Below are 22,679 nucleotides of genomic sequence, written 5' to 3'. Positions count from 1 at the left end.
GTCTGAGCGGGTTCTGGGTTCGGTGACCACCCGCGGACAGTGAAGAGGGGGCTGATCGTCATGGACGCGCAGCGGCCAGATCAGCCCGCTCGGCCCGCGCGGGAGCATGCGATCCGTACCCGCACGGGCCTGCGTAGCTGAAGATCTTGAAGTTGACCGTCAGCCGGCGTTGGCGTAGCTGTGCAGTCCTTCGAAGAACAGGTTCACGCCGAAGAGGTTCATCAGCATCGTGACGAAGCCGAGCAGGGCGATCCACGTCGCCACCGTGCGCTTCACGCTCGGGGTGGCGCGGGCGTGCAGGTAGGCCGCGTAGACGATCCAGGAGATGAACGCCCAGACCTCCTTCGGGTCCCAGCCCCAGTAACGGCCCCAGGACGCCTCGGCCCACAGCGGCCCGGCGATCAGCGCGCCGAAGGTGAACAGCGGGAAGGCGAACGCGTGCAGCCGGAAGGTGAGCCGCTCCAACGCCGTGGCCGAGGTCGGCACCCGCTTGCCCAGGGTGTACGGGAAGCTGCGCTTGCCCTGGTCATAGCCGTTCTTGACGAGGAACATGGCGGCCGGCACGGCGCCGATCAGGAAGATGCCGGACGACACGATGATCGTCGCGACGTGCACGATGAACCAGTACGAGTGCAGGGCCGGCACCAGCGGGCCGACCGGGGTGTAGGCGATCAGCGCGGCCGCGCCGAGCAGCACCACCAGGGCCAGCGAGGAGAACAGGCCGAGGTGCCGCAGGGCCGGGCGGCGCAGCAGCACGCCCATGAAGACGGCCGAGCCGACGAAGGTGGCCGAGAGGATGTACTCGTACATGTTGCCCCAGGGCATCCGGTCGGCGGCGATCCCGCGGGTGACCAGGGTGCCCAGGTGCAGGGCCAGGGCGATGACGTTGAGCACCACGGCGACCCGGCCGACGAGCTCGCCGCGGCCCGGTTTGCCGGGCTGCTCGATCACGTCGTCGTCGGGCGGCACCGGGGCGCCGGAGCCCACCAGCTGCCGGGCCGGGCGGACCGCCGCCTTGCCGATCCGGCTGCGGCGGCCGAACGCGTACTCCCCCGCGTAACAGATCATGGCGGCCAGGTAGGCCAGCACAGCCAGCGCCATGAGCTGGTCGGACACATTCGCCATCAGGGGGTTCCCTCCTCGGCGGCGGGCTGGGTCAGCGCGGCGAACTCGGCCGCGAAGCCCGGATAATCGGTACGGGGCAGACCACCGGCTTCGATCACGCTACCGCCGGCTTCCTGACCGTTGGCTGGAAGCACCCGGAACCACACACGGCGCCGGTGCCCGAACAGCGACAGCATCAGCCCGACCAGGCCGAGCACCGCGCCGGCCAGCACCAACGTCTGGGTCGGGTCGTAGCGGATGGAGAGCGTGGCGAACTGCCGGGTGCCCAGGAACTCCAGCTTGGTGCCGTCGTCCAGGGTCCAGGTCTCGCCGGGGCGCAGCGCGTGCGGCCGGTCCCCGCTGACCTTCTTCAGCTCGCCGTTGGTGATCTGGCCACGGTTCAGGGCGTAGACCGAGCCGGCCCGGCCAACGTCCAGGCCCAGGTTGCCGCGGTAGGCGGAGAGGTAGAGGACCGGGTTGTTCTCGGCCGGGAACTTCGACAGCGGGCTGCCGTCGGTGCCGCCGGTGGGCAGGTAGGAGCCCTCGAAGCCGACCTGCAGCCGGTCGTCGCGCCGGTTCGTTTTCGGATCGATGTTGACGTCCGGGAACTGGGCGACGCCCTCGCTGGTCTGCATGCCGTCGATCGGCAGGAACGGGACGATCTTGGTCTGGCTGGCGCCGTACCGGTCGGTGTAGCGCAGGATCGGCGCGTAGCCCTGGCCGATCAGGTGCACGTTGGCGTGGTGCAGCCGGAGCGGGTCGTTGACCGTGAAGCTCTCCGGCCGGTACCCGCCGCCGCCCTCCTTGACCTCCACCGTCGCCAGGAACGACTTGGGCTGGCCGGTGGTCTGGTAGGTGGCCTCGAAGTCGGTCATCCGCATGCAGAATTTCGGCAGGTCGGACGCGTCCACCTTGGGACCGAGCGCGGAGTCGTCGTACTGCGTGATCGAGTTGCAGAAGCCCTGGTCGGCGCCGGCCACCAGGAGCCGGTTGCCGTGCCAGCCGTACCAGTGGCCGAAGCCGACGCCGATCAGCACCGCCAGCATGGCGATGTGGAAGAGCAGGTTGCCGGTCTCCTTGAGATAGCCCTTCTCGGCGGAGACGGTGAAGCCGCCGTCCGGCAGCTCGCGCAGCCGGGTCCGGAAGAGTTTCCGGCGCAGCGTCCGGGCCAGCTCGGCGGCCGCGACGGCCGGCTCCTCCGGGCGGTCGGTGGCCGGGGCGTGCTGCGGCAGCCGGTCCAGCCGTTTCGGCGCCTCCGGGGGCACCGTCCGCAGCGCCCGCAGGTGATCGCGCAGCCGGGGCAGCACGCAGCCGACCAGCGAGGTGAACAGCAGCAGGTAGATCGCCGCGAACCAGGGCGAGGCGTAGACGTCGAAGCCGCCCAGCCGGTCCACCCAGGGGGCCAGGTCCGGGTGCGCGGTGTAGTACTGCGACACCCGCTCCCGGTTCACCGAGGTCTGCGGGAACACCGAGCCCGGGATCGCCGCCACGGCCAGCAGGAAGAGCAGCAGCAGCGCGGTCCGCATGCTGGTCAGCTGCCGCCACGAGTTGCGCAGCAGCGCCCAGACCGGGTTGACCCGGCGCGGCGGCGGGGCGTCGGCGGTGGCCGGCCGGTCCTCGACGACGGTCACAACAGTGTCCCCTCGCCGAAATTGACCGTGGTCTGCAGCCAGGCCAGGAAGTGCAGCCACTGGCCGCTGACCAGGGTGACGCCGACCGCGATCAGCAGGACGCCGCCGATCCGGGTGACCCACCGGCTGTTCCGCCGGATCGCCTTGAACAGGCCGAGCAGCTTGCGGAAGAAGAGCCCGAAGAGGATGAACGGCACGCCCAGCCCCAGGCTGAAGGCGAGCGCCAGGGTCACCGCCCGGTCGGTCTGCCCGGTCGTGGTCGCCAGGCCCATCACCGCGATCAGGGTCGGGCCGGTGCACGGGATCCAGGAGACCGCGAAGATCGCGCCGAACACCGGCGCGCCGAGCAGGCCGGCCGCCGGGAGCTTGGTGATCCGGGCCTCCTGCTGCAGCCCCGGGATCCAGCCCAGGTAGACCAGGCCGAGCAGGATGATCAGCACGCCGAGGACCAGGTTGAGCGTGTTCCGGTTGGTCTGCAGGGTGAACGCGACGTTGGCCACCAGGGCGACGGTCAGCGTGAACACCACGGAGAAACCCAGGACGAAGAGCACGCTGCCGGCCAGCACCCGGCTTTTCAGGGCGACCATCCGGCTCTTGGTGACGACCGTCGACGGCGTCCCGACCGCCGCCTCCAGGTCCGCCCCGGCCAGGCCGGTGACGTAGGAGAGATAGCCCGGGACCAGCGGCAGGACACATGGCGAGAGGATGCTGACCAGGCCGGCGATCATGGCGGCGCCGATGGCCAGCGCCAGCGGTCCGCTGATCGCCATCTGCTTGAAGGACTCGCCCATCAGCCGTTCGCCTCCGCCGCCACCCGCTCCACGAGGGGCTGCAACTCCGCGGCCGTGGTGGACCGGCGCAGCGCGACCGCGATCCGGCCCTGCCGGTCCAGGATCAGGGTGGCCGGCGTGGTGGTCTGGGTGACGTCGAACTTCAGCGCGACGTCGCCCTCGAAGTCGTAGATGCTCGGGTAGGTGACCCGGCCGCGCTCGAACGCTTTCGCCGAGTCCCGGTCGTCGCGCGAGTTGATCCCCAGGAAGGTCACCTTGCTCGCCTTGGTGGCCTGGTAGACCCGCTCCAGGTCGGGGGCTTCGGCGCGGCACGGCGGGCACCAGGAGCCCCAGAAGTTGACCACCACGACCTTGCCGCGGTCGTCGGCGACGTCGTATCTCCCGCCGTCCAGCAGCTCGCCGGTGACCTCGCCGACCTGCGGGCGGTCCGCCACGGCGCACTCGACCACACCGTTGGTGGTGGCGCACTTCTTCGCCCAGTTCTCCTCGCCGCCGCAGCCGGTCAGGACGCCGGCGAGGGCGGTGCCGGCGAGGGTGACGGCGAGGAGACGGCGCACGTCAGGCTCCCTTGGCGGTCTTGGCGGTGGCGGAGAGCGCGACCAGGTGCGCGGCCGGCTCGGTGTAGTCGATGCCGACCACCTTGGACCCCTCGAAGCGGAACGAGGTGAGACTGGCCAGGCCGCACTGCCGCTTGCGCGGATCGTGCCACAGGCGCTTGCCCTCCACATACCGCCGGAGCGTCCAGATCGGCAGCTGGTGCGAGACGCAGACCGCCTCGTGCCCCTCGGCCGCCACCCGGGCGGCCTGCACCGCCTCGAACATCCGCTGCGCGATCACCAGGTAGGCCTCGCCCCAGGACGGGGTGATCGGGTCACGCAGCACCCACCAGTGCCGGGGGTTGCTGAACGCGCCGTCACCGACCGAGACCCGCTTGCCCTCGAAGTAGTTCGAGCTCTCGATCAGCCGGACGTCGGTGGCGGTCTCCAGCTTGAACTCGGCGGAGATCGGCGCGGCGGTCTCCTGCGCGCGCTCCAGCGGACTGGCCACCACGTGCGTCACGTCCCGGCCGGCGAGCGCCTGGGCGGCCGCCTTGGCCATCTGGTGACCCAGCTCGGAGAGGTGGAAGTCGGGCAGCCGGCCGTACAGGATCTTGGTCGGGTTGTGGACCTCGCCGTGCCGGAACACGTGCACGGTGGTCTTGGTCGGTTCGGTCACGCCTGGCTCCCTGCGGCTGCGGCCCGGGCCGCGTGTGGCAGCGCGGAAGCGATCTGCTCCAGCGCGGCGTCGTCGATCGCGGTCGAGACGAACCACGACTCGAAGGCGCTCGGCGGCAGATAGACCCCGCGCGCCAGCATGGTGTGGAAGAACGCCTTGAACGCCGCGGCGTCCTGAGTCCTCGCCGAGTCGTAGTCGGTGACCTCGTTCTCGGTGAAGAAGATCGAGAACATGTTTCCCGCGTACGAGATGCGGTGCGGCACGCCGGCCCGGTTCAGCTCCGCCACGGCCAGCTCGCCCACCGTGCTGGCGGTCTGGTCCAGGCGCTTGTAGACGTCGGCGTCGGCCAGCCGCAGCGAGGCCAGGCCGGCCGCGCAGGCCAGCGGGTTACCGGAGAGGGTGCCGGCCTGGTAGACCGGGCCGGCCGGGGCGAGCCGGGACATGATCTCCCGGCGCCCGCCGAAGGCCGCCGCGGGCAGGCCGCCGCCCATCACCTTGCCGAAGGTGTAGAGGTCGGCGTCGACCGGGTCCAGCCCGGACCAGCCGCCGGCGGAGACCCGGAACCCGGTCATCACCTCGTCGACGATCAGCAGCGCGCCGTTCGCGTGGGCGATCTCGGCCAGCCGCTGGTTGAAGCCGCCGCGCGGCGGGACCACGCCCATGTTGCCCGGCGCCGCCTCGGTGATGATCGCCGCGATCTCGCCGCCGTCCCGCGCGAAGGCCGCGGTCACCGCGTCGACGTCGTTGTACGGCAGGACGATCGTCTCGGAGGCGGCCGCGCCGGTCACGCCCGGCGAGTCGGGCAGCCCGAGCGTCGCCACGCCGGAGCCGGCCGCGGCCAGCAGCGCGTCCACGTGCCCGTGGTAGCAGCCGGCGAACTTCACGATCTTGGACCGGCCGGTGTAGCCGCGGGCCAGCCGGATCGCGGTCATGGTGGCCTCGGTGCCCGAGTTGACCAGCCGGACCTCGTCGACGGCGGTCCGCCGGACGATCTCCTCGGCCAGGTCCACCTCGCCCGCGGTGGGGGTGCCGAAGCTGGTGCCGAGCGCGGCCGCCCGCTGCACCGCCGCGATGATCTCCGGGTGGGCGTGGCCGTGGATCAGCGGGCCCCAGGAGCAGACCAGGTCCACATAACGCCGGCCGTCGACGTCGGTCAGCCACGGGCCGCTGCCCTGGGCCATGAATCGGGGCGTGCCACCGACCGCGCGGAACGCACGCACAGGTGAATTGACCCCGCCGGGAACGATGGCCTGGGCGCGGTCGAACAGGGCCTGGGAGACCGGGGCGTCCTCCGGATACGGAAGATCCGCGGTGGGATATGTCGTGGTCACAGCGGTTCCCATTCTGTCAGCGGGTACGAGCGCCTATGGTGAGAGGGTTGTTCACGTCACCGGATGATGTCCGGAACAACCCGATCTGACCGCGCCCGACGGGCCGATTGGCGTGTAAGAGGATAGGCTGACCGGCGTGGAGCGACCCGAGCTGTCCATCGCGGTTCAGCGCGCCCCGGACGAGGTGGTCATGCAACTCGCCGGGGAGATCGACGTGCTCACGGTCACCGAGCTGTCCACTCTTGTGAACGATCTGCTCGCCGCCGAGCCGCCCGGTCGCATCGTGCTGGACATGTCCGGCGTCACCTTCTGCGACTCGCAGGGCCTGGGCACGCTGGTGGTGCTCAGCCGCAAGGCGCAGCACAACCAGACCGTGCTGGCGCTGGCCAACGTGGGCGATTTCCTGATGCGGGTGCTGGACATCACCGGGCTCCGGTCAGCCCTCATGATCAGCACTCCCTGACGTGAGGCCCTTGCGCATCTGCTGGGTGATCAGCCGGTAACCGGAGGACGCGTACAGGCTGATCGCGTGGGCGTTGTTGCCGTGCACGTTGAGCTCCAGCGCGCTGATCCCGCGCTCGCGCACGACCTCCTCGGCGGCGGCGAGCAGGGCCCGGCCGTAACCGGCGGAGCGGTGCTCCTCGACGACCTCGATGTCGAACAGGAAAGCGCAGTCCGGCACACCCCGCGGATGCTCCAGGGTGATCCACAAGGTGCCGATCACCGCGCCGTCGTCCGGGCGCAACCCGCGCAGGAAGATCATCGCGGGGGTGTCCCGGCCGGCCGGCAACAGGCTCGCGTGCGCCTCGGCGGACCGCCGCAGCGCGTCATCGGACGGCCAGACCCCGGCGCTGACCTGAGCGTCGGCATAGGCACGCACCTGGACGTCGAACCACTGGTCGAACTCCTGCGCGGTCATCTCCCGCAACGTCAGGTCGGGCATACCGCGATGCTGTCACACCCGCCTGGGAGCCCGCCCGGCCATCGCGTCGCCTGTGGACAACGCCTCAGCCGAAGTCGCCACCGACCGTCAGCGGCGTGCCGTTCCCGCTGGTCGCGGCCGCGGCGTAGGTGTCCGCCCGGGCGTCCCGGCCGCCGGGCGCATACGTGTACCGCGCGACGAACGTGTACGTCCCCGGCTCCAGGGTGTCCCCGGAGGACAGGGTGAACCGGTAGACCAGAGCGCCGCCCTCCTCGGTGACGTCGCTGGTCACGCTCGCGCCGGGCACCTGCTGGCTGCCGCCCCGGGAGACCAGCTCGGGCGTCCGGGCCAGCCGGATCGTCACGGTGAGCGCGGTCAGCCGTTCCCCGGTCTTGATCGTCACCACGCTGCTGGCCTGCCGCTTGCCACCCACGTCGACCGACCCGTCGGACCAGAGCGGGCTGGCGGGTGGGGTGGCCGGCGCCTTGCTCCGGGTGGGCCGGCGGGTCTTCACCGGGGCAGCGGTCTCGGTGACCGCCGGGGCCACCGACGTGGTGGTTGTCGGGGGCGGCGGCGGAGCGGGTCGCTCCTCGCCCATCCCGGCGAGCGCCCACTGCGCGAAGCCGCCGCCCCCGACGACGGCAGCCACCGCGACTGCCGCCCCCGCGATCCGGATCCGCGGCCGCCGCCCTCTCGCGGCCTCGGTCCGCACCGCCGTCCCGGTCACCCGGTTCAGGATCGCGATCCGGTCGGGCGTGTGCGCCGCCGCCTCGGCGCGCAGCACCGCGCGCAGTTCGTCCTCGGTGAGCGTCACCGCGCCGCCTCCCAACCGTTGATTCGCGCCAGACTGCCGCCGAGCATCTCGGCCAGCTGCCTCGCGCCGCGTGACGTGGCGCTCTTCACCGCGCCCTCGGAGATCCCCAGGGTGGTGGCCACCTCCCGCTCGGACATGTCGAACGCGTACCGCAGCACCACGCAGGCCCGCCGCCGGTGGGGCAGCCGGGCCAGGGCACGGCGGACGTCGAGCACCGCGGGCACGTCCGGCTCCGGCACCCGCTTGAGCACTTCCAGGGAGAACAGCCGCTCCCGGCTCCGCCGGCGGATCCAGTTGCGGGCCAGGTTCATCAGGATGCCGTGGCCGTAGGCGGCCGGGTCGTCGGCCGCCTGCACCCGGTTCCAGTGCCGCCACACCTCGGTCATCGCGTCGGCGGCCAGGTCGTCGGCGGCCGAGGCGTCCCCGATCATCAGGTAGGCGCGCCGCGACAACGAGTCGTAGTGCCGCTCGAAGTACGCGTGATAGGCGGCGTCGCGCATCGGAACCCTTCAGATCGGGAAAGGTGGCCGCCGGGCTGGCACCCGGCGGCCACCGGACATCACTTGAAGGTGATGTCGGAATCCGAGTACTTGCAGTTGACGCCGTCCGCGCCGGTGCCGATCTCGGTCGGCTCGGCGCCGGTGTTGTTGCCCTTGAACTTCACGCAGAGCTTCAGGCTGGGGAAGCCGACCACGGTGACGCCGGAGAGCGTCGCGGTGTCGCCGAAGTTGGTGTTGATGCCGACCAGGGCCTTGGCCTTGCCGGTCGCGGTCACGTTCTGCAGCACCACCGTGCGCTTGTACTGGGTCTTGCAGTTGCCGCACGAGCGGTACAGCTTGCCGTAGTCGCTGACCTGGAAGTTCTTGATGGTCAGCGTGCCGCCGCCGTTGTGCTGGAAGACCTTGTCGTCGGCGCCCCTGGCTCCGCCGCCGTTCACCGTGTAGACCGCCGAGGTGCCGCCCTTGAAGGTCGCCGCGTCCTCGCCGACGTTCTCCCACCAGACGTTGGTCAGGGTGCACGAGCCGAGGCAGTGCACGCCGTCGGCGGCCGGGTCGCCCAGGATGACGTTCGACAGGGTGGCGCCGTCGGCCAGCTCGAACAGCGGGCCCTGGTCCTCGTCCTGCGAGGCGGTGCCCAGGTCGCCGCTGCCGAAGTAGCGGACGTTGCCGCCGTCCAGGCTGCTGGTGACCTTGATGGTCGAGGTGACCGGCTTGGATCCGGTCGCGGTCGGCCAGGAAGTAGCGGGGGCGGCGGTCGCGGCGGCCGTCTTGGAGGCGGTCGGCGTCGCGGTAGCCGTCTTGGAGGCGGTCGGCTTCGCGGTGGCCGTCTTGGAAGCGGTCGGCGTCGCGGTAGCCGTCTTGGAGACGGTGGGCGACGCCGTCGCGGTCGCGCCGCTCACCGGGTTCACCGAGACGTCGTCGAAGGACGCCGACGCGCGGCTGGTGACCAGCCCGATCCGCCCGGCGCCCGGCAGCGACCCGGTCCCGCTCCCGATCGCGGTCCCGTCCACGTACCCGGTGATCCTGCTGCCGGCCACGTCGATCCGCAGCGTGTGCCACGAGGTCACGCCACGGACCGCGGCCGACCCGAGCACCGACACCGCGCTGCCCTTGACCGCCTGCAGCTCCGCCTTCCCGGTGCCCAGCAGGGCCAGCCGGTACATGGTCGAGGAGCCGCTGGCCCGGGCCGCCACCCCGGCCAGGCCGGTGCCCAGGTTGCCGCCCTTGACCTTGGCCTGCACCGAGTAGTCGGTCCACGAGGACTCGCCGGCGAACACCCGGGCGAGTTCACTGTCCGTCTTGGACTGCTGGTAGACCTTCGACCCGTCGGTCACCACCGACCAGGTGCCGCCGGACTTGGCCCAGCCGCCGGCGCCGTCCTCGAAGTCGTCGCTGAACAGCGCGCTGGCGGCCGAGGCGTGGGGGACGAGGACCGCCACCAGCGCGGTGACCGCCCCGGCGGCGCCGGCCGCGCCCAGGCCCGTGATCATCCGGCGGCGACGCCGGCTCGCGGCCGTGGCGTCGTCGGGGTGTGCGTGCCGCATGTTGCTCCTAGCTCCTGGGGGATGAGGCTTCGACCGCTTGTGGCACCGGCGATCAACTTCGTTGCCTCATGTGACCCAGGTCACACAGGAGTGGGGCCAGCCCTCAGTTCCCCCATCTGGCCTTTTCCAGCAGCGCCAGCGCCTCGGCGGCGGCGTCCTCACCGCCGGCCCGCAGCACCCGAGCCGCCTCGTCGACCGTCTCGGTCAGCCGCTCCCACTGCGCGTCCCGCTCCCGGGTCGCCTCGGCCTGCGCCTTGAGCTGCTGGTTCTTGCCCCACAGCTCGACGAAGATGGAGACCTTGGCGCGCAGCACCCACGGATCGAACGGCTTGGTCAGGTAATCCACCGCGCCCACCGCGTAACCGCGCAGCGCGAGCTGGGCGTCCCGGTCGGCGGCGGTCAGGAAGAGGATCGGCACGTGCCGGGTCCGCTCCCGGCGCTTGATGTGGCTGGCCGTCTCGAAACCGTCCATGTTCGGCATGTGGGCGTCCAGCAGGATCACCGCGAAGTCGTCGGTGAGCAGCTGCTTGAGCGCGGCCTCACCGCTCTCCACGGCCACCGGGGTCACCGGCAGGCCCTGCAGGATCGCCTCCAGAGCCAGCAGGTTGTCTTTCCGGTCGTCGACCAGCAGTGCTTTGGCGCGCTCACCCACGCGTGCTCACCTCGTTCCCTCCCACCGGTCAGCCGCGCTCCGGCTCGGCAGTCTCCTCGGCGTTCACCCAGCGGGCCATCAGCTCGATCAGCTCGTCCAGGTCCACCGGTTTGGTGATGTAGTCACTGGCTCCGGCGGCGAGAGCCGACTCCCGGTCACCGGGCATCGCCTTCGCCGTCAGGAACACTACCGGCAGGTCGCGGAAACGCTGATTCCGGCGGATTCCCCGGGTGGTCTCATACCCGTCCTGGTCCGGCATCATCGCGTCCATCAGCACGATGTCCACCTCGGGATGTTCGTTCAGGATGCGGACGCCGTCCACCCCGTTGTCCGAGTAGAGAACGTGCAGCCCGTGCATCTCCAGCGCGCTGGTCAGGGCGAACACGTTGCGCACGTCGTCGTCGACGATCAGCACGGTGGCGCCGTCCAGCTGCCGGCCGGCCGGGTGGGCCGCCGGCGCCGGCTCCTCCGGGCGCGGCGTGACCAGCGGCGGCAACTCCATCAGCGGCATGTCCAGCGACGCGGCCGGCCGGACCGACACCGCCTTGGCCGGCGCCGCGGGCAGCACCGGCATCGGGATCGCGTCCGGGGTGAGCGCCTCCGGCATGTAGAGCGTGAAGGTCGACCCCTCGCCCGGCACCGAGCGGACCGCGATGGTGCCGCCGAGCAGCGCGGCGAACTCCCGGCTGATCGACAGGCCCAGGCCGGTGCCGCCGTACTTGCGGGTGGTGGTGCCGTCGGCCTGCTGGAACGGCTCGAAGATGATCGCCAGTTTCTCGTCCGAGATGCCGATCCCGGTGTCCCGCACCGCGAACGCGACCACCTGCCGGGACGACACCAGCGACGGTACGTCCAGGTCGGTGTCCTGGGAGGCGGCGAAGATGCTCAGTGTCACCGAGCCGCTGTCGGTGAACTTGACCGCGTTCGACAGCAGGTTGCGCAGGATCTGCTGGAGCCGCTGCGGGTCGGTGACGATCGAGTCCGGCAGGTCCGGCGCCAGCTCCACCTCGAAGAGCAGGCCCTTCTCCTCGGCCTGCGGCACGAACGCCTGCTCGACGTAACTCCGGATGCCGTCGAAGTCGACCACGTCCGGCTCCACGTCCATCCGGCCGGCCTCGATCTTCGACAGGTCCAGGATGTCGTCGATCAGCGAGAGCAGGTCGGAGCCGGCACTGTGGATGGTCCGGGCGAACTCGATCTGCTTCTCGGTCAGGTTCTGGTCGGTGTTGTCGGCCAGCAGCCGGGCCAGCAGCAGCAGCGAGTTGAGCGGGGTACGCAACTCGTGGCTCATGTTGGCGAGGAACTCGGACTTGTAGGTGTTGGCCCGGGACAGCTGCTGGGCCTTCTCCTCCAGGCCGAGCCGGGCCAGCTCGATCTCCCGGTTCTTCAGCTCGATGTTCGCCTTCTGGTCGCTCAGCAGCTTGGCCTTGTCCTCCAGCTCGGCGTTGGTGCGCTGCAGCTCGGCCGACTGGTCCTGCATCTCCCGGGCCAGCCGCTGCGACTGGGTGAGCAGCTCCTCGGTACGCCGGTTCGCCTGGATCGTGTTCAGCGCCACCCCGATCGTGGCGACCAGCCGCTCCAGGAACGTCAGGTGCAGCCCGGAGAACGCCGCCACCGAGGCGAACTCGATCACCCCGAGCATCTCGCCCTCGAACAGCACCGGCAGCACCACCAGGTCGTTCGGCGGCATGGCGAGCAGCCCGGAGCGCATGGTCAGGATGCCGTCGTGGGTGGCCCGGACCCGGATCGTGCGGCGGGAGACCGCGGCCTGGCCGACCAGTCCCTCACCCGGCCCGAAGGTCACCTCGTGGTCCCGGGCGACGTAGCCGTACGCCGCGGCCAGCCGCAGGCGCATCACCGCTTCCTCGTTGTCGACCAGGAAGAACGCGCCGAGCTGGGCGTCCACCAGCGGGGTCACCTCGGTCATGATCATGCGACAGACCTCGCCGACGTCCCGCTGGCCCTGCAGCAGGCCACCGATCCGGGCCAGGTTCGAGTCGAGCCAGCCCTGCTCCGCGTTCGCCTTGGTGGTGTCGCGCAGGGTCACGATCATCTGGTTGATGTTGTCCTTGAGCTCGGCCACCTCGCCCTGGGCCTCGACCGCGATGCTCTGGGTCAGGTCGCCGCGGGTCACCGCGGTGGACACCTCGGCGATCGCCCGCAGCTGGATGGTCAGCGTCGAGGCGAGCTGGTTGACGTTGTCGGTGAGGTCGCGCCACGTACCGGAAACGCCTTTGACCTGGGCCTGTCCGCCGAGCTTGCCCTCCGAGCCGACCTCGCGCGCGACCCGGGTGACCTCGTCGGCGAACGACGAGAGCTGGTCGACCATGGTGTTGACGGTGTTCTTCAGCTCGAGGATCTCGCCGCGCGCGTCGACGGTGATCTTCTGACCCAGGTCGCCCTTGGCGACCGCGGTGGTGACCGAGGCGATGTTCCGCACCTGGCCGGTCAGGTTCGACGCCATGTAGTTGACGTTGTCGGTCAGGTCGCGCCAGGTGCCGGCCACGCCGCGCACCTGCGCCTGACCACCGAGCTTGCCCTCCGAGCCGACCTCGCGGGCCACCCGGGTGACCTCGTCGGCGAACGACGACAGCTGGTCGACCATGGTGTTCACGGTGTTCTTCAGCTCCAGGATCTCGCCCTGGGCGTCGACCGTGATCTTCTGCGACAGGTCGCCCTTGGCCACCGCGGTGGAGACCTGGGCGATGTTGCGCACCTGGCTGGTCAGGTTGGAGGCCATCGAGTTGACGTTGTCGGTCAGGTCGCGCCAGGTGCCGGCCACGCCGCGCACCTGCGCCTGACCACCGAGCTTGCCCTCGGTGCCCACCTCGCGGGCCACCCGGGTCACCTCGTCGGCGAACGACGACAGCTGATCCACCATCGTGTTGACGGTGGATTTCAGCTCGAGGATCTCGCCGCGGGCGTCGACCGTGATCTTCTGCGACAGGTCGCCCTTGGCCACCGCGGTGGTGACCGAGGCGATGTTGCGCACCTGGCTGGTCAGGTTCGACGCCATGTAGTTGACGTTGTCGGTGAGGTCGCGCCACGTACCGGAAACGCCTTTGACCTGGGCCTGTCCGCCGAGCTTGCCCTCCGAGCCGACCTCGCGCGCGACCCGGGTCACCTCGTCGGCGAACGACGACAGCTGGTCCACCATGGTGTTCACGGTGTTCTTCAGCTCCGCGATCTCGCCGCGCGCGTCGACGGTGATCTTCTGCGACAGGTCGCCCTTGGCCACCGCGGTGGAGACCTGCGAGATGTTCCGCACCTGGGCGGTGAGGTTGGCGGCGAGCTGGTTGACGTTCTCGGTCAGGTCGCGCCAGGTGCCGGAGACGCCGCGGACCTGCGCCTGGCCGCCCAGCCGGCCCTCGGTGCCCACCTCACGGGCCACCCGGGTCACCTCGTCGGCGAACGACGACAGCTGATCCACCATCGTGTTGACGGTGTCCTTGAGCTCCAGGATCTCGCCCTGCGCGGCCACCGTGATCTTCTGCGACAGGTCGCCCTTGGCCACCGCGGTGGAGACCTGGGCGATGTTGCGCACCTGGCTGGTCAGGTTGGACGCCATCGAGTTCACCGAGTCGGTGAGGTCCTTCCAGGTGCCGGCCACGTTCGGCACGTCGGCCTGGCCGCCCAGCTTGCCCTCGGTGCCCACCTCGCGCGCCACCCGGGTGACCTGCTCGGCGAAGAGACGCAGGGTGTCGGTCAGCCCGTTCATCGTGTCGGCCAGCTCGGCCACCTCGCCGCGGGCCGACACGGTGATCTTCTGCGACAGGTCGCCGCGGGCCATCGCGGTCGCCACCTGGGAGATCGAGCGCACCTGGTGGGTCAGGTTGGAGGCCATCGTGTTCACCGAGTCGGTGAGGTCCTTCCAGGTGCCGGCCACGCCCCGGACGTCGGCCTGGCCGCCCAGCTCGCCCTCGGTGCCCACCTCGCGGGCCACCCGGGTCACCTCGTCGGCGAACGACGACAGCTGGTCCACCATCGTGTTCACGGTCCGGCCGATCCGCAGGAATTCACCCCGCAGTGGTCGACCGTCCATTTCCAGCGCCATGTGCTGAGAGAGATCGCCCTCGGCGACCGCGCCGACCACCCGGGAGATCTCGGTGGTCGGCCGGCCCAGGTCGTCGATCAGCGAGTTGACCGAGCGGACGCTGTCCGCCCAGGAGCCGTCCAGGCCCTCCTCGTCGAGCCGCTCGGTGAGCCGGCCGTCCCGGCCGACGATCCGGCTGATCCGCCGGAGATCCAGGTTTTGCCGCTCCTGCAGCGACACGACCTCGTTGAACGCCTCGGCGACCGCTCCGGCGAGGCCACCCCGGCGGGGCAGCCGCACCTTGAGGTCGCCGCGGCGGACCCGGCGCAGCGCGTCGGCGAGCTCACCGAGCAGAACGGTCTCGTCGGGCCCGCCGACGGTGGCTTCCTTGGCCGCAGTCATGCTGTCCTCACTCGCTGTCGGAACGCCGGGGTTACCTATCCTCTCTCGCTCGACCGGGTCAATGCGAGAGACGACTTTGTGCATACACCCACCCACGGGAGAGGATGCATGCTGTGCCAGCCGAGGTCGGAACCAGGACGAGCGTCCCGTCGGGAGCGTCGTCCGGCATCCTGGTGCGCAAGGCCCGTCTGCCCAACGACCGGCGCACCCCGGCGGCGGCCCGGGCGCTGGTCCGCTCGGTGCTCGAGGAAGCCGGGCTGGACGGCCTGCTCAACGAGGCTCTGCTGCTGACCACCGAGCTCTCCACGAACGCGGTGGTGCACGCCAACACCGACCTCGACATCGAGGTGACCGCCGACCCGAGCGGACTGACCGTGACGGTCACCGACTTCGCTCCCGGCCCGGTCGAGCAGCTCGCCGTCGGCCCCAAGAACGACAGCCCGGACATCGGCGAGGTCGCCGAGCGCGGCCGCGGCCTGTTGCTGGTCGACCACTTCGCCAGCCGGTGGGGCACCGTGCACGAGGGCGACGGCAAGGGCGTCTGGTTCCACCTGGACCAGCGCGGCGCCGCCGGCGAGGAGACCGGCCGGCTCCCGGCGCCGGCCGACACGCCCAGCCTGGGCGCGCTGACCGGGCTGCTGCGCAGCGGCTCCGACCGGCAGACCGAGGAGGGCCTGACCGACCTCACCGATCTCGCCGCCGACCTGCTCTCCCGGCTGGCCCGGCTGACCGGCGCGGCCGGCGGGGTGCTGCGGGTGGACCGCGGCGACGGCATGGGCCGGCAGCTGCTCGCGCGGTACGGCCGGGCGCCCCGCGACAACGCCGACACCATCCGGGTCCCGCTGACCGTGCACCGGCCGTACTCCGGGGAGCTGGAGCTGGACGCCGCCCCGGTGGGGTACGCCCAGTCCCTCACCGTGATGGTCGCCGAGCGGTTCTCGCTGCACCTGGAGAATGACCGGCTGCGCCGTACCGACATCCGGCGGCAGACCTGGATCACCTTCCTGGCCGAGGCGAGCGAGCTGCTCGCCCAGTCCCTCGACGTGAACCTCACGATGGCGCTGATCCCGCAGCTGGTGGTGCCCCGGCTGGGCCAGTGGTGCGCGGTGCACACCACCGACGCCTGGGGCCGGCTGCAGCTGGCCGCGGCCACCCACGCCGAGGAGTCGGCGCTGGCCCAGCTGCACGCCTCGCTCGCCGAGGCCGGCCCGGAGTCGATCCTGGCCCGCCTGGAGGAGGCGTCCCGGCTGGGCAGCCAGGTGATGTTCGGGCCGCCGCTGGAGGGTTTCGCGGTGCCGCTGGTGGCCCGCGGCGCCCGGCTCGGCACCCTCGCGGTCGGCCGGCACGTCAAGCACCGGCATGACGCCGACGAGGTGGCGGTGCTGGAGGACGTGGCCCGGCGGGCGGCGCTGGCGATCGACAACGCGCGGATCCACGACGAGCGGCGGACCGTGGCGCGCACCCTGCAGGCCTCGCTGCTGCCGCCGGCGCTGCCGCACGTCGAGGGCATCGGCTTCGCCGCGGAGTACGTCCCGACCGGCTCCGAGGTGGGCGGCGACTTCTACGACGTGATGCCGTTCGGCGAGGACCGCTGGCTGGTCGTGGTCGGCGACGTCTCCGGCAAGGGTGTCCAGGCGGCCACGGTGACCGGCCTGGTCCGGGACGTGATCCGGATCCTGGTCGACGACGGCAAGTCGCTCAAGGAGATCCTCCAGCGGGTGAACCGGACGCTGGTGCAGCGCGGCGGCGGGCGGTACTGCACGCTCGCGATGGCCTCGGTGACCCGGCAGCCGGACGCGCGGCTCAGCGTCTGCCTGCACCTGGCCGGGCACGACCGCGGGGTGCTGGTCCGGGCGGACGGCAAGACCCAGTTCGTCGGCGAGGGCGGCACCGCGCTCGGTCTGCTGGAGACGATCACCTCGCCGGATGCCGAGGTCATCCTGGGTCCGGGCGACTCGTTGATCTTCTACACCGACGGGGTGACCGAGCGGCGCCGCGGCCGGGAGCTGTTCGGATCGGCCCGGTTGCGTGACGCGGCGGCCCCCTTGGCCGGTTATCCCGCTGACGCGATGGCCGCCCGGCTGCGCTCCACCACGATCAACTTCTCGGTGGAGGAGCCGCGGGACGACATCGCGATCCTGGTGCTGCGCAACGACGCCTGAGGGTGAGTGGATGAAGACCCAGTACTACACCGCGACCACGATCGACGGATACATCGCCGACGACGGCAACTCGCTGGATTGGCTCTTCGAGGTGGACGGCGGTGACGAGCACCCGTTCGGCGAGTTCTTCGCCGGCGTCGGCGCGTTCGCCATGGGCGCGACCACCTACGAGTGGGTGCTCGCCCACGAGAACGCGCTGGAGCACCCGGAGAACTGGCTCGAGCCCTACGGCGACACCCCCGCGTGGATCTTCACGCACCGCGACCTGCCCCGCATTCCAGGAGCGAACCTGCATTTCGTACGCGGTGACGTGGCCGCCGCACACAAGGAGATGGTGGCCGCCGCGAACGGGAAGAACGTGTGGCTGGTCGGCGGCGGCGAGCTGGTCGGCGCGTTCGCCGACGCCGGGCTGCTGGACGAGCTGATCCTCGGGGTCGCCCCGGTGACCCTCGGCTCCGGCGCCCCGCTGCTGCCCCGCCGGCTCACCTCGCGCCGGCTCACCCTGACCGACGTCACCCGCCTCGGCCAGTTCGCCAACCTGAGGTACGCGGTGAGTCCACCGACCTCCTGATCGATCTGCCCCTTTTGTCGCCGTCGGCGTGGCATGGTGTTGGCATGGCGAAGACGCAGTACTACACCGCCACCAGCATCGACGGCTTCATCGCCGACGAACGGAACTCGCTGGACTGGCTCTTCGAGGTGGATGAGGGCACCCAGAACCCGTTCGGCGAGTTCTTCGCCGGCGTCGGCGCGTTCGCCATGGGCGCGACCACCTACGAGTGGGTGCTGGAGAACGACAACCTGCTCGACGAGCCGCAGAACTGGCACGACATGTACGGCGACGTGCCGTGCTGGGTCTTCACCCACCGCGACCTGCCGCCGGTCCCGGACGCCAACGTCTTCATGATCAGCGGGGATGTCCGCCGGGTGCACGAGGCCATGATGGTCGCCGCCCAGGGCAAGAACGTCTGGCTGGCCGGCGGCGGCGACCTGGTCGCCCAGTTCGCCGCGCAGGGCCTGCTCGACGAGATCATCCTGGGCATCGCCCCGGCCGTGCTGGGCACCGGCACCCCGCTGCTCAAGCACCGCCTCCGGGTGGACGAGCTGATCCTGACCGGGGTCCGCGAGGTCGGCCAGTTCGCCTACCTGACCTACGCGGTCGGCGACGTCGCCCGGCTCGGCCGCCACCTGGCCGCCGAGACCGCCACGGTGATCCCGGCCAACTTCTGACCCCGGCCGGTCACTCCAGCAGGCCGCGGATGCCGGCGGCGGCGAATTCAGCCGAGGCGAAGTCCCCGCCGTCCAGCGCTGCCCAACAGGGCCAACCGGGTAACCTCCGCCTCCCGAGCCCGCCGCTCGCTCCGGAGAGCATCGGCGTCACCGGCCGGGCGGCGGCTCAGAACAGGTCGCGGGGCTCGGCCATCTCCAGCTGCCCGGCCAGCGCCGGCGGCGCCGACACCACCACGATCCGGCCGCCGCGGGCCAGCAGCACCTGCTCGACCCCGGCGACGATCTCGCCGACCCGGCGGGCGGTCAGCCCCTCCGGCAGGACCGCGTGCACCGTGCCCAAGCCGGCCGAGCCGCGCAGGGCCACCGGCCGGCCGCACAGGTCACGCAGCGCGTAGGCGACCGCCGGCAGGTCGGCGGGCCGCACCGAGAGCCGCACGGTGACATCGGAGCCGGTGAACGGATAGCGCCCCCACCAGGACGGACCCGCCCCCGCCTGGTCCGTCTCCGGCCCCCAGACCTGGGCCAGCTTGGCCGCACGGCCGGTCACCGAGCCGGTGTCGCCCTCCAGCAGCACGGCCACCGTGCCGGCGCCGGCGCCGGGCAGGTCGACCTCGATCGCGCTCGGCTCCAGCGCCTGGGCCACCGCCTGCTCGACCAGCTCGGCGACCGCGGCCGGGGTGGTCACCGCCCGGGTCAGCCAGCGGCGCGCGTCGGGCAGCGGCTCGACCCGCAGCACCGCCGCGGTCAGCACGCCGTCGATCTCGGCGATCCCGGGGCGGCCGTCCTCGCCGTCGGAGTCCAGCTCGGCGCCGCCGGCCTCGGCATAGCTGACCCGCTCGGTCTGCTGGGCCGGGCTGCCGAACCGGTGCGCCAGCGGCCCGGACTCGTTGACCGCGAGCATCCCGCCGATGGTGGCGCCGGGCGACGGCGGGTCGACCGCCAGCCGCCGGCCGGTCAGGGCCAGGGCGGCCTGGGCGGCCGTGACCGGGGTGCCGGCCGCGATGGTGGCGGTGGCGCCGTGGTGGTCCCACATCCCGTTGAGCCGGCCGGTGTCGACGATCAGGTCCAGCCCGGCCGGTGGCACCCCCCAATCGATCTTGCTGCCGCCGCCGCGCGCTCGGACACTCAGCCCGCGCTCGGCGGCGAGCCGCAGCGTGGCGGCGGCCGCGCGGCCGGTGGCCGGGACCGCGACGAACCCGGCGCGCTGCCCGCCCACCCGGTCGACCGACCGGGCGGGGCGCGCGAAGCCGGGCCCGCAGATGTCCACGAGCGCGTCGAGAAGGGAATCACTCACGTCCGAAGCCTCCCCAGACCGGAGATCGAGATCCCTGAAGATCGTCCACTCTGGCATATCGTACACATGTTCGAATGAGCGAGGTCGGAGTGTGTAAGAAACTCAATCCGGACCGATCCGCCGGTAACGTGTCCCAGGTGACGATCGAATCGCCCGCCGGCCCACCGGCGGCCCGCCAGGCCCCCTCCGAGCGCAGCCACCACGGTGACACGGTCACCGATGAGTACGCCTGGCTGATGAACAAAGAGGACCCGGCCACGATCGCCTACCTGGAGGCGGAGAACGCCTGGACCGAGGCGGCCACCGCGCACCTCGCCGGCCTGCGCGAGACGGTCTTCCAGGAGATCAAGGGGCGGACCCAGGAGACCGACCTGTCGGTGCCGACCCGCAAGGGCGGGCATTGGTATTACACCCGCACCGAGGAGGGCAAGCAGTACAGCATCCACTGCCGGGTCCCGGTCCGCCCGGGCGAGACCGCCCCGCCGATGGGCGACGCGCGCCCCGGTGAGGAGGTGCTGCTCGACGGCAACCTGCTGGCCGAGGGGAAAGACTTCTTCGCGCTCGGCACGTTCGACGTCAGCCCGGACGGCAACTGGCTGGCCTACTCCACCGACTTCGACGGCGACGAGCGCTTCACCCTGCGGGTCAAGGATCTGCGCAGCGGCGAGGTGCTGGCCGACGAGATCCCGGACGCCTTCTACGGCAGCGCCTGGTCGGCCGACGGCAGCGTGCTCTTCTACATCACGGTCGACGAGGCGTGGCGCCCGGACCGGGTGCACCGGCACGTGATCGGCCGGCCGGCCGCCGAGGACGTGGTGGTGCACCACGAGACCGACGAGCGGTTCTGGGTGGGCGTCGAGCTCACCCGCAGCGAGAAGTTCATCGTGATCGACGCGCAGAGCAAGATCACTTCTGAGGTACGGGTGATCCCGGCCGACGACCCGGGCGCCGCGCCGGTGGTGATCGCCGAGCGGCAGCAGGGCGTGGAGTACCAGATCGAGCACCACGGCCACCGCTTCCTGATCCTGCACAACCGGGACGCCGAGGACTTCGCCCTGGCCTCCACCTCGGTCGACGCGCCGGGCGAGTGGGTCGAGCTGATCCCGCACCAGCCCGGCACCCGGCTGGAGTCGGTCGACGCGTTCGCCCGGCACATCGTGATCTCGCTGCGCAAGGACGGGCTGACCGGCCTGCGGGTGATGGGCGACGGCAGCACCGACACCTACGACATGGAGTTCCCCGAGCCGCTCTACAGCGTCGGCCTGAGCGGCAACCCGGAGTACGACACCGCCTCGGTCCGGATCACCTACACCTCGCTGGTCACTCCGGACTCGGTCTACGACGTCGACCTGGTCACCCGCACGATGACGCTGCGCAAGCAGAAACCGGTGCTGGGCGGCTATTCCCCGGCCGACTACGAGCAGTTCCGCGAGTGGGCGCACGCGCCGGACGGCACCCGGGTCCCGGTCTCGATCGTGGCCCGCAAGGGCGTGGTGCGTGACGGCTCGGCGCCGGCCGTGCTCTACGGCTACGGCTCCTACGAGCACAGCATCGACCCGTATTTCTCGATTGCCCGGCTCTCCCTGCTGGACCGCGGCGTGGTCTACGCGATCGCGCACGTCCGCGGCGGCGGCGAGATGGGCCGCCGGTGGTACGAGGACGGCAAGATGCTGGCCAAGCGGAACACCTTCACCGACTTCGTGGCCTGCGCCGAGGCGCTCATCCGGAACCGCTGGACCAGCGCCGACCGGCTGGTCGCCCGGGGCGGCTCGGCCGGTGGCCTGCTGATGGGCGCGGTGGCCAACCTGGCGCCGGAGACGTTCGCCGGGATCCTCGCCGAGGTGCCCTTCGTCGACCCGCTGACCTCGATTCTCGACCCGTCGCTGCCGCTGACCGTCACCGAGTGGGAGGAGTGGGGCAACCCGCTGGAGTCCGCCGAGGTCTACGCGTACATGAAGTCGTACAGCCCGTACGAGAACGTCGCGAAGCTGCCGTACTCCAAGATCCTCGCGGTGACCAGCCTGAACGACACCCGGGTGCTCTACCACGAGCCGGCCAAGTGGATCGCCCGGCTGCGCGCCACCGCGCCGGAGGGCCACTTCCTGCTCAAGACCGAGATGGGCGCCGGCCACGCCGGCCCGAGCGGCCGCTACGACTCGTGGAAGGAAGAGGCCTTCAACCTGGCCTGGATCCTCGACACGATCGGCGCCGCCGGGGCGTGACCGGCGCCTTCGGGCCGGTGCCTCAGAAGGGTTCCGGGATCCGGTGCAGGGGCAGCTCCGGATCTCGGTACCCGTTGGCCTTCTGCCGCTTGGGCAGCTCCACGTCGTGGTGCTTGAGCGGCTCGTAGGGCACGGTGCTCAGCAGGTGACTGATGATGTTGAGCCGGCCGCGCTTCTTGTCGTCGGTGTGCGCGACGTACCAGGGCGCCCAGGCCGTGTCGGTGGTCCGGAACATCTCGTCGCGGGCGCGCGAGTAGTCGTACCATCGGCCGTAGGACTTGAGGTCCATGTCGGAGAGCTTCCACACCTTGCGGGGATCGTTGATCCGGCCCGTCAGCCGCCGGGTCTGCTCCTCCGGGCTGACCTCCAGCCAGTACTTCAGCAGGATGATCCCGGAGTCGACCATGGCCCGCTCGACCCCGGGCACCAGCCTGAGGAACTGCTCGGTCTGCTGCGGCGTGCAGAAGCCGAGCACCCGCTCGACCCCGGCGCGGTTGTACCAGCTGCGGTCGAACATCACCACTTCGCCGGCGGCGGGCAGGTGCGCGACGTAGCGCTGCAGGAACATCTGCGAGCGTTCCCGTTCGCTGGGCGCCGGCAGCGCCACCACCCGGAAGACGCGGGGGCTGACCCGCTCGGTGATCGCCTTGAGCACGCCACCTTTGCCGGCCGTGTCGCGTCCCTCGAACACCACGCAGACCTTGGCGCCGCTCCGCTTCACCCACTCCTGCAGGGCGACCAACTCGCCGTGCAGACGGCGCAGTTCGTGCTGGTACTCCTTCTCCCGCATCCGCGGGAGCGGACCGTCGTCGTGCTTGTGCTTGGCCATGCC

The 22,679-nt window shown here is 71.1% G+C and carries 19 protein-coding genes; 5 read left to right on the top strand and 14 right to left on the bottom strand.

Features of this window, described 5'->3' with window-relative positions; translation table 11 throughout:
- Positions 1-159 precede the first annotated feature (159 nt).
- Genes ccsB through hemL form a run of 6 tightly spaced genes read right to left on the bottom strand, consistent with a single transcriptional unit; the run spans position 160 to position 6,084 of the window.
- Complete coding sequence (gene ccsB, locus BJY16_RS09365; RefSeq protein WP_185038725.1) at positions 160-1,125, bottom strand: c-type cytochrome biogenesis protein CcsB; 966 nt, start codon at positions 1,123-1,125, stop codon at positions 160-162.
- A complete protein-coding gene (gene resB / locus BJY16_RS09360; RefSeq protein ID WP_185038724.1) occupies positions 1,125-2,735 on the bottom strand; it encodes a cytochrome c biogenesis protein ResB in 1,611 nt (536 codons plus the stop codon). The genes ccsB and resB overlap by 1 nt, the downstream gene beginning before the upstream one ends.
- Positions 2,732-3,526 (bottom strand): cytochrome c biogenesis CcdA family protein, encoded by a 795-nt coding sequence (locus tag BJY16_RS09355; RefSeq protein WP_185038722.1) that lies wholly within the window; start codon positions 3,524-3,526, stop codon positions 2,732-2,734. Before BJY16_RS09355 ends, resB begins: the two co-directional genes overlap by 4 nt.
- A complete protein-coding gene (locus BJY16_RS09350) occupies positions 3,526-4,083 on the bottom strand; it encodes a TlpA family protein disulfide reductase (protein WP_185038720.1) in 558 nt (185 codons plus the stop codon). Before BJY16_RS09350 ends, BJY16_RS09355 begins: the two co-directional genes overlap by 1 nt.
- 1 nt (position 4,084) lies before the next feature.
- A complete protein-coding gene (locus tag BJY16_RS09345; protein ID WP_185038719.1) occupies positions 4,085-4,741 on the bottom strand; it encodes a histidine phosphatase family protein in 657 nt (218 codons plus the stop codon).
- Positions 4,738-6,084, bottom strand: coding sequence for a glutamate-1-semialdehyde 2,1-aminomutase (gene hemL / locus BJY16_RS09340; protein WP_185038717.1), 1,347 nt, complete (start codon positions 6,082-6,084; stop codon positions 4,738-4,740). The genes BJY16_RS09345 and hemL overlap by 4 nt, the downstream gene beginning before the upstream one ends.
- Before the next feature lie 124 nt (positions 6,085-6,208).
- Here hemL and BJY16_RS09335 point away from each other — a divergent pair, with 124 nt between their 5' ends.
- Entirely contained in the window at positions 6,209-6,535 is a 327-nt protein-coding gene (locus BJY16_RS09335) for an STAS domain-containing protein (protein WP_185038715.1), read from the top strand.
- Here the strand turns inward: BJY16_RS09335 and BJY16_RS09330 are convergent.
- From BJY16_RS09330 to BJY16_RS09305, 6 genes are all read right to left on the bottom strand, one after another.
- Positions 6,509-7,015 (bottom strand): GNAT family N-acetyltransferase, encoded by a 507-nt coding sequence (locus tag BJY16_RS09330; protein WP_185038713.1) that lies wholly within the window; start codon positions 7,013-7,015, stop codon positions 6,509-6,511. The two genes, BJY16_RS09335 and BJY16_RS09330, sit on opposite strands and share 27 nt — an antisense overlap.
- A gap of 64 nt (positions 7,016-7,079) precedes the next feature.
- Positions 7,080-7,808 (bottom strand): hypothetical protein, encoded by a 729-nt coding sequence (locus BJY16_RS09325; protein ID WP_185038711.1) that lies wholly within the window; start codon positions 7,806-7,808, stop codon positions 7,080-7,082.
- A complete protein-coding gene (locus BJY16_RS09320; protein ID WP_185038709.1) occupies positions 7,805-8,308 on the bottom strand; it encodes a SigE family RNA polymerase sigma factor in 504 nt (167 codons plus the stop codon). Before BJY16_RS09320 ends, BJY16_RS09325 begins: the two co-directional genes overlap by 4 nt.
- Positions 8,309-8,367: 59 nt before the next feature.
- On the bottom strand, positions 8,368-9,852 hold the full coding sequence (locus tag BJY16_RS09315) for a pectate lyase (RefSeq protein ID WP_185038707.1): 1,485 nt from the start codon (positions 9,850-9,852) through the stop codon (positions 8,368-8,370).
- 103 nt (positions 9,853-9,955) lie between these two features.
- A complete protein-coding gene (locus tag BJY16_RS09310; RefSeq protein ID WP_185038705.1) occupies positions 9,956-10,504 on the bottom strand; it encodes a response regulator in 549 nt (182 codons plus the stop codon).
- A 28-nt stretch (positions 10,505-10,532) separates the two neighbouring features.
- Complete coding sequence (locus BJY16_RS09305; protein ID WP_185038703.1) at positions 10,533-14,939, bottom strand: HAMP domain-containing protein; 4,407 nt, start codon at positions 14,937-14,939, stop codon at positions 10,533-10,535.
- Positions 14,940-15,043: 104 nt separating this feature from the next.
- Between BJY16_RS09305 and BJY16_RS09300 the strand changes: the two genes are divergently transcribed.
- From BJY16_RS09300 to BJY16_RS09290, 3 genes are read left to right on the top strand one after another with little or no spacing between them, the layout of a single operon-like run.
- Entirely contained in the window at positions 15,044-17,101 is a 2,058-nt protein-coding gene (locus BJY16_RS09300; protein WP_221501931.1) for a SpoIIE family protein phosphatase, read from the top strand.
- A gap of 10 nt (positions 17,102-17,111) precedes the next feature.
- On the top strand, positions 17,112-17,672 hold the full coding sequence (locus BJY16_RS09295; RefSeq protein ID WP_185038698.1) for a dihydrofolate reductase family protein: 561 nt from the start codon (positions 17,112-17,114) through the stop codon (positions 17,670-17,672).
- A gap of 44 nt (positions 17,673-17,716) precedes the next feature.
- On the top strand, positions 17,717-18,331 hold the full coding sequence (locus tag BJY16_RS09290; RefSeq protein ID WP_185038697.1) for a dihydrofolate reductase family protein: 615 nt from the start codon (positions 17,717-17,719) through the stop codon (positions 18,329-18,331).
- A gap of 166 nt (positions 18,332-18,497) precedes the next feature.
- Here the strand turns inward: BJY16_RS09290 and BJY16_RS09285 are convergent, their stop codons facing one another.
- Positions 18,498-19,625 carry an FAD-binding oxidoreductase gene (locus BJY16_RS09285; protein ID WP_239177102.1) on the bottom strand — a complete coding sequence of 376 codons (1,128 nt, stop codon included), beginning with the start codon at positions 19,623-19,625 and terminating at the stop codon, positions 18,498-18,500.
- A gap of 137 nt (positions 19,626-19,762) precedes the next feature.
- Here BJY16_RS09285 and BJY16_RS09280 point away from each other — a divergent pair, with 137 nt between their 5' ends.
- Positions 19,763-21,847 carry a S9 family peptidase gene (locus tag BJY16_RS09280; RefSeq protein ID WP_185038693.1) on the top strand — a complete coding sequence of 695 codons (2,085 nt, stop codon included), beginning with the start codon at positions 19,763-19,765 and terminating at the stop codon, positions 21,845-21,847.
- Positions 21,848-21,869: 22 nt separating this feature from the next.
- Here the strand turns inward: BJY16_RS09280 and ppk2 are convergent, their stop codons facing one another.
- Positions 21,870-22,676 carry a polyphosphate kinase 2 gene (gene ppk2 / locus BJY16_RS09275; RefSeq protein ID WP_185038691.1) on the bottom strand — a complete coding sequence of 269 codons (807 nt, stop codon included), beginning with the start codon at positions 22,674-22,676 and terminating at the stop codon, positions 21,870-21,872.
- Positions 22,677-22,679 lie beyond the last annotated feature (3 nt).

This window comes from Actinoplanes octamycinicus (genome assembly GCF_014205225.1).
Taxonomy (GTDB): domain Bacteria; phylum Actinomycetota; class Actinomycetes; order Mycobacteriales; family Micromonosporaceae; genus Actinoplanes; species Actinoplanes octamycinicus.
This window is presented reverse-complemented; position numbering and strand designations above follow the sequence as displayed.

Coding starts and splice junctions, on each gene's coding strand:
- ccsB (WP_185038725.1), bottom strand. CDS start 1,125: ATGGCGAATGTGTCCGACCAGCTCATGGCGCTGGCTGTGCTGGCCTAC.
- BJY16_RS09355 (WP_185038722.1), bottom strand. CDS start 3,526: ATGGGCGAGTCCTTCAAGCAGATGGCGATCAGCGGACCGCTGGCGCTG.
- hemL (WP_185038717.1), bottom strand. CDS start 6,084: ATGGGAACCGCTGTGACCACGACATATCCCACCGCGGATCTTCCGTAT.
- BJY16_RS09330 (WP_185038713.1), bottom strand. CDS start 7,015: ATGCCCGACCTGACGTTGCGGGAGATGACCGCGCAGGAGTTCGACCAG.
- BJY16_RS09320 (WP_185038709.1), bottom strand. CDS start 8,308: ATGCGCGACGCCGCCTATCACGCGTACTTCGAGCGGCACTACGACTCG.
- BJY16_RS09315 (WP_185038707.1), bottom strand. CDS start 9,852: ATGCGGCACGCACACCCCGACGACGCCACGGCCGCGAGCCGGCGTCGC.
- BJY16_RS09305 (WP_185038703.1), bottom strand. CDS start 14,939: ATGACTGCGGCCAAGGAAGCCACCGTCGGCGGGCCCGACGAGACCGTT.
- BJY16_RS09300 (WP_221501931.1), top strand. CDS start 15,044: ATGCATGCTGTGCCAGCCGAGGTCGGAACCAGGACGAGCGTCCCGTCG.
- BJY16_RS09295 (WP_185038698.1), top strand. CDS start 17,112: ATGAAGACCCAGTACTACACCGCGACCACGATCGACGGATACATCGCC.
- BJY16_RS09290 (WP_185038697.1), top strand. CDS start 17,717: ATGGCGAAGACGCAGTACTACACCGCCACCAGCATCGACGGCTTCATC.
- ppk2 (WP_185038691.1), bottom strand. CDS start 22,676: ATGGCCAAGCACAAGCACGACGACGGTCCGCTCCCGCGGATGCGGGAG.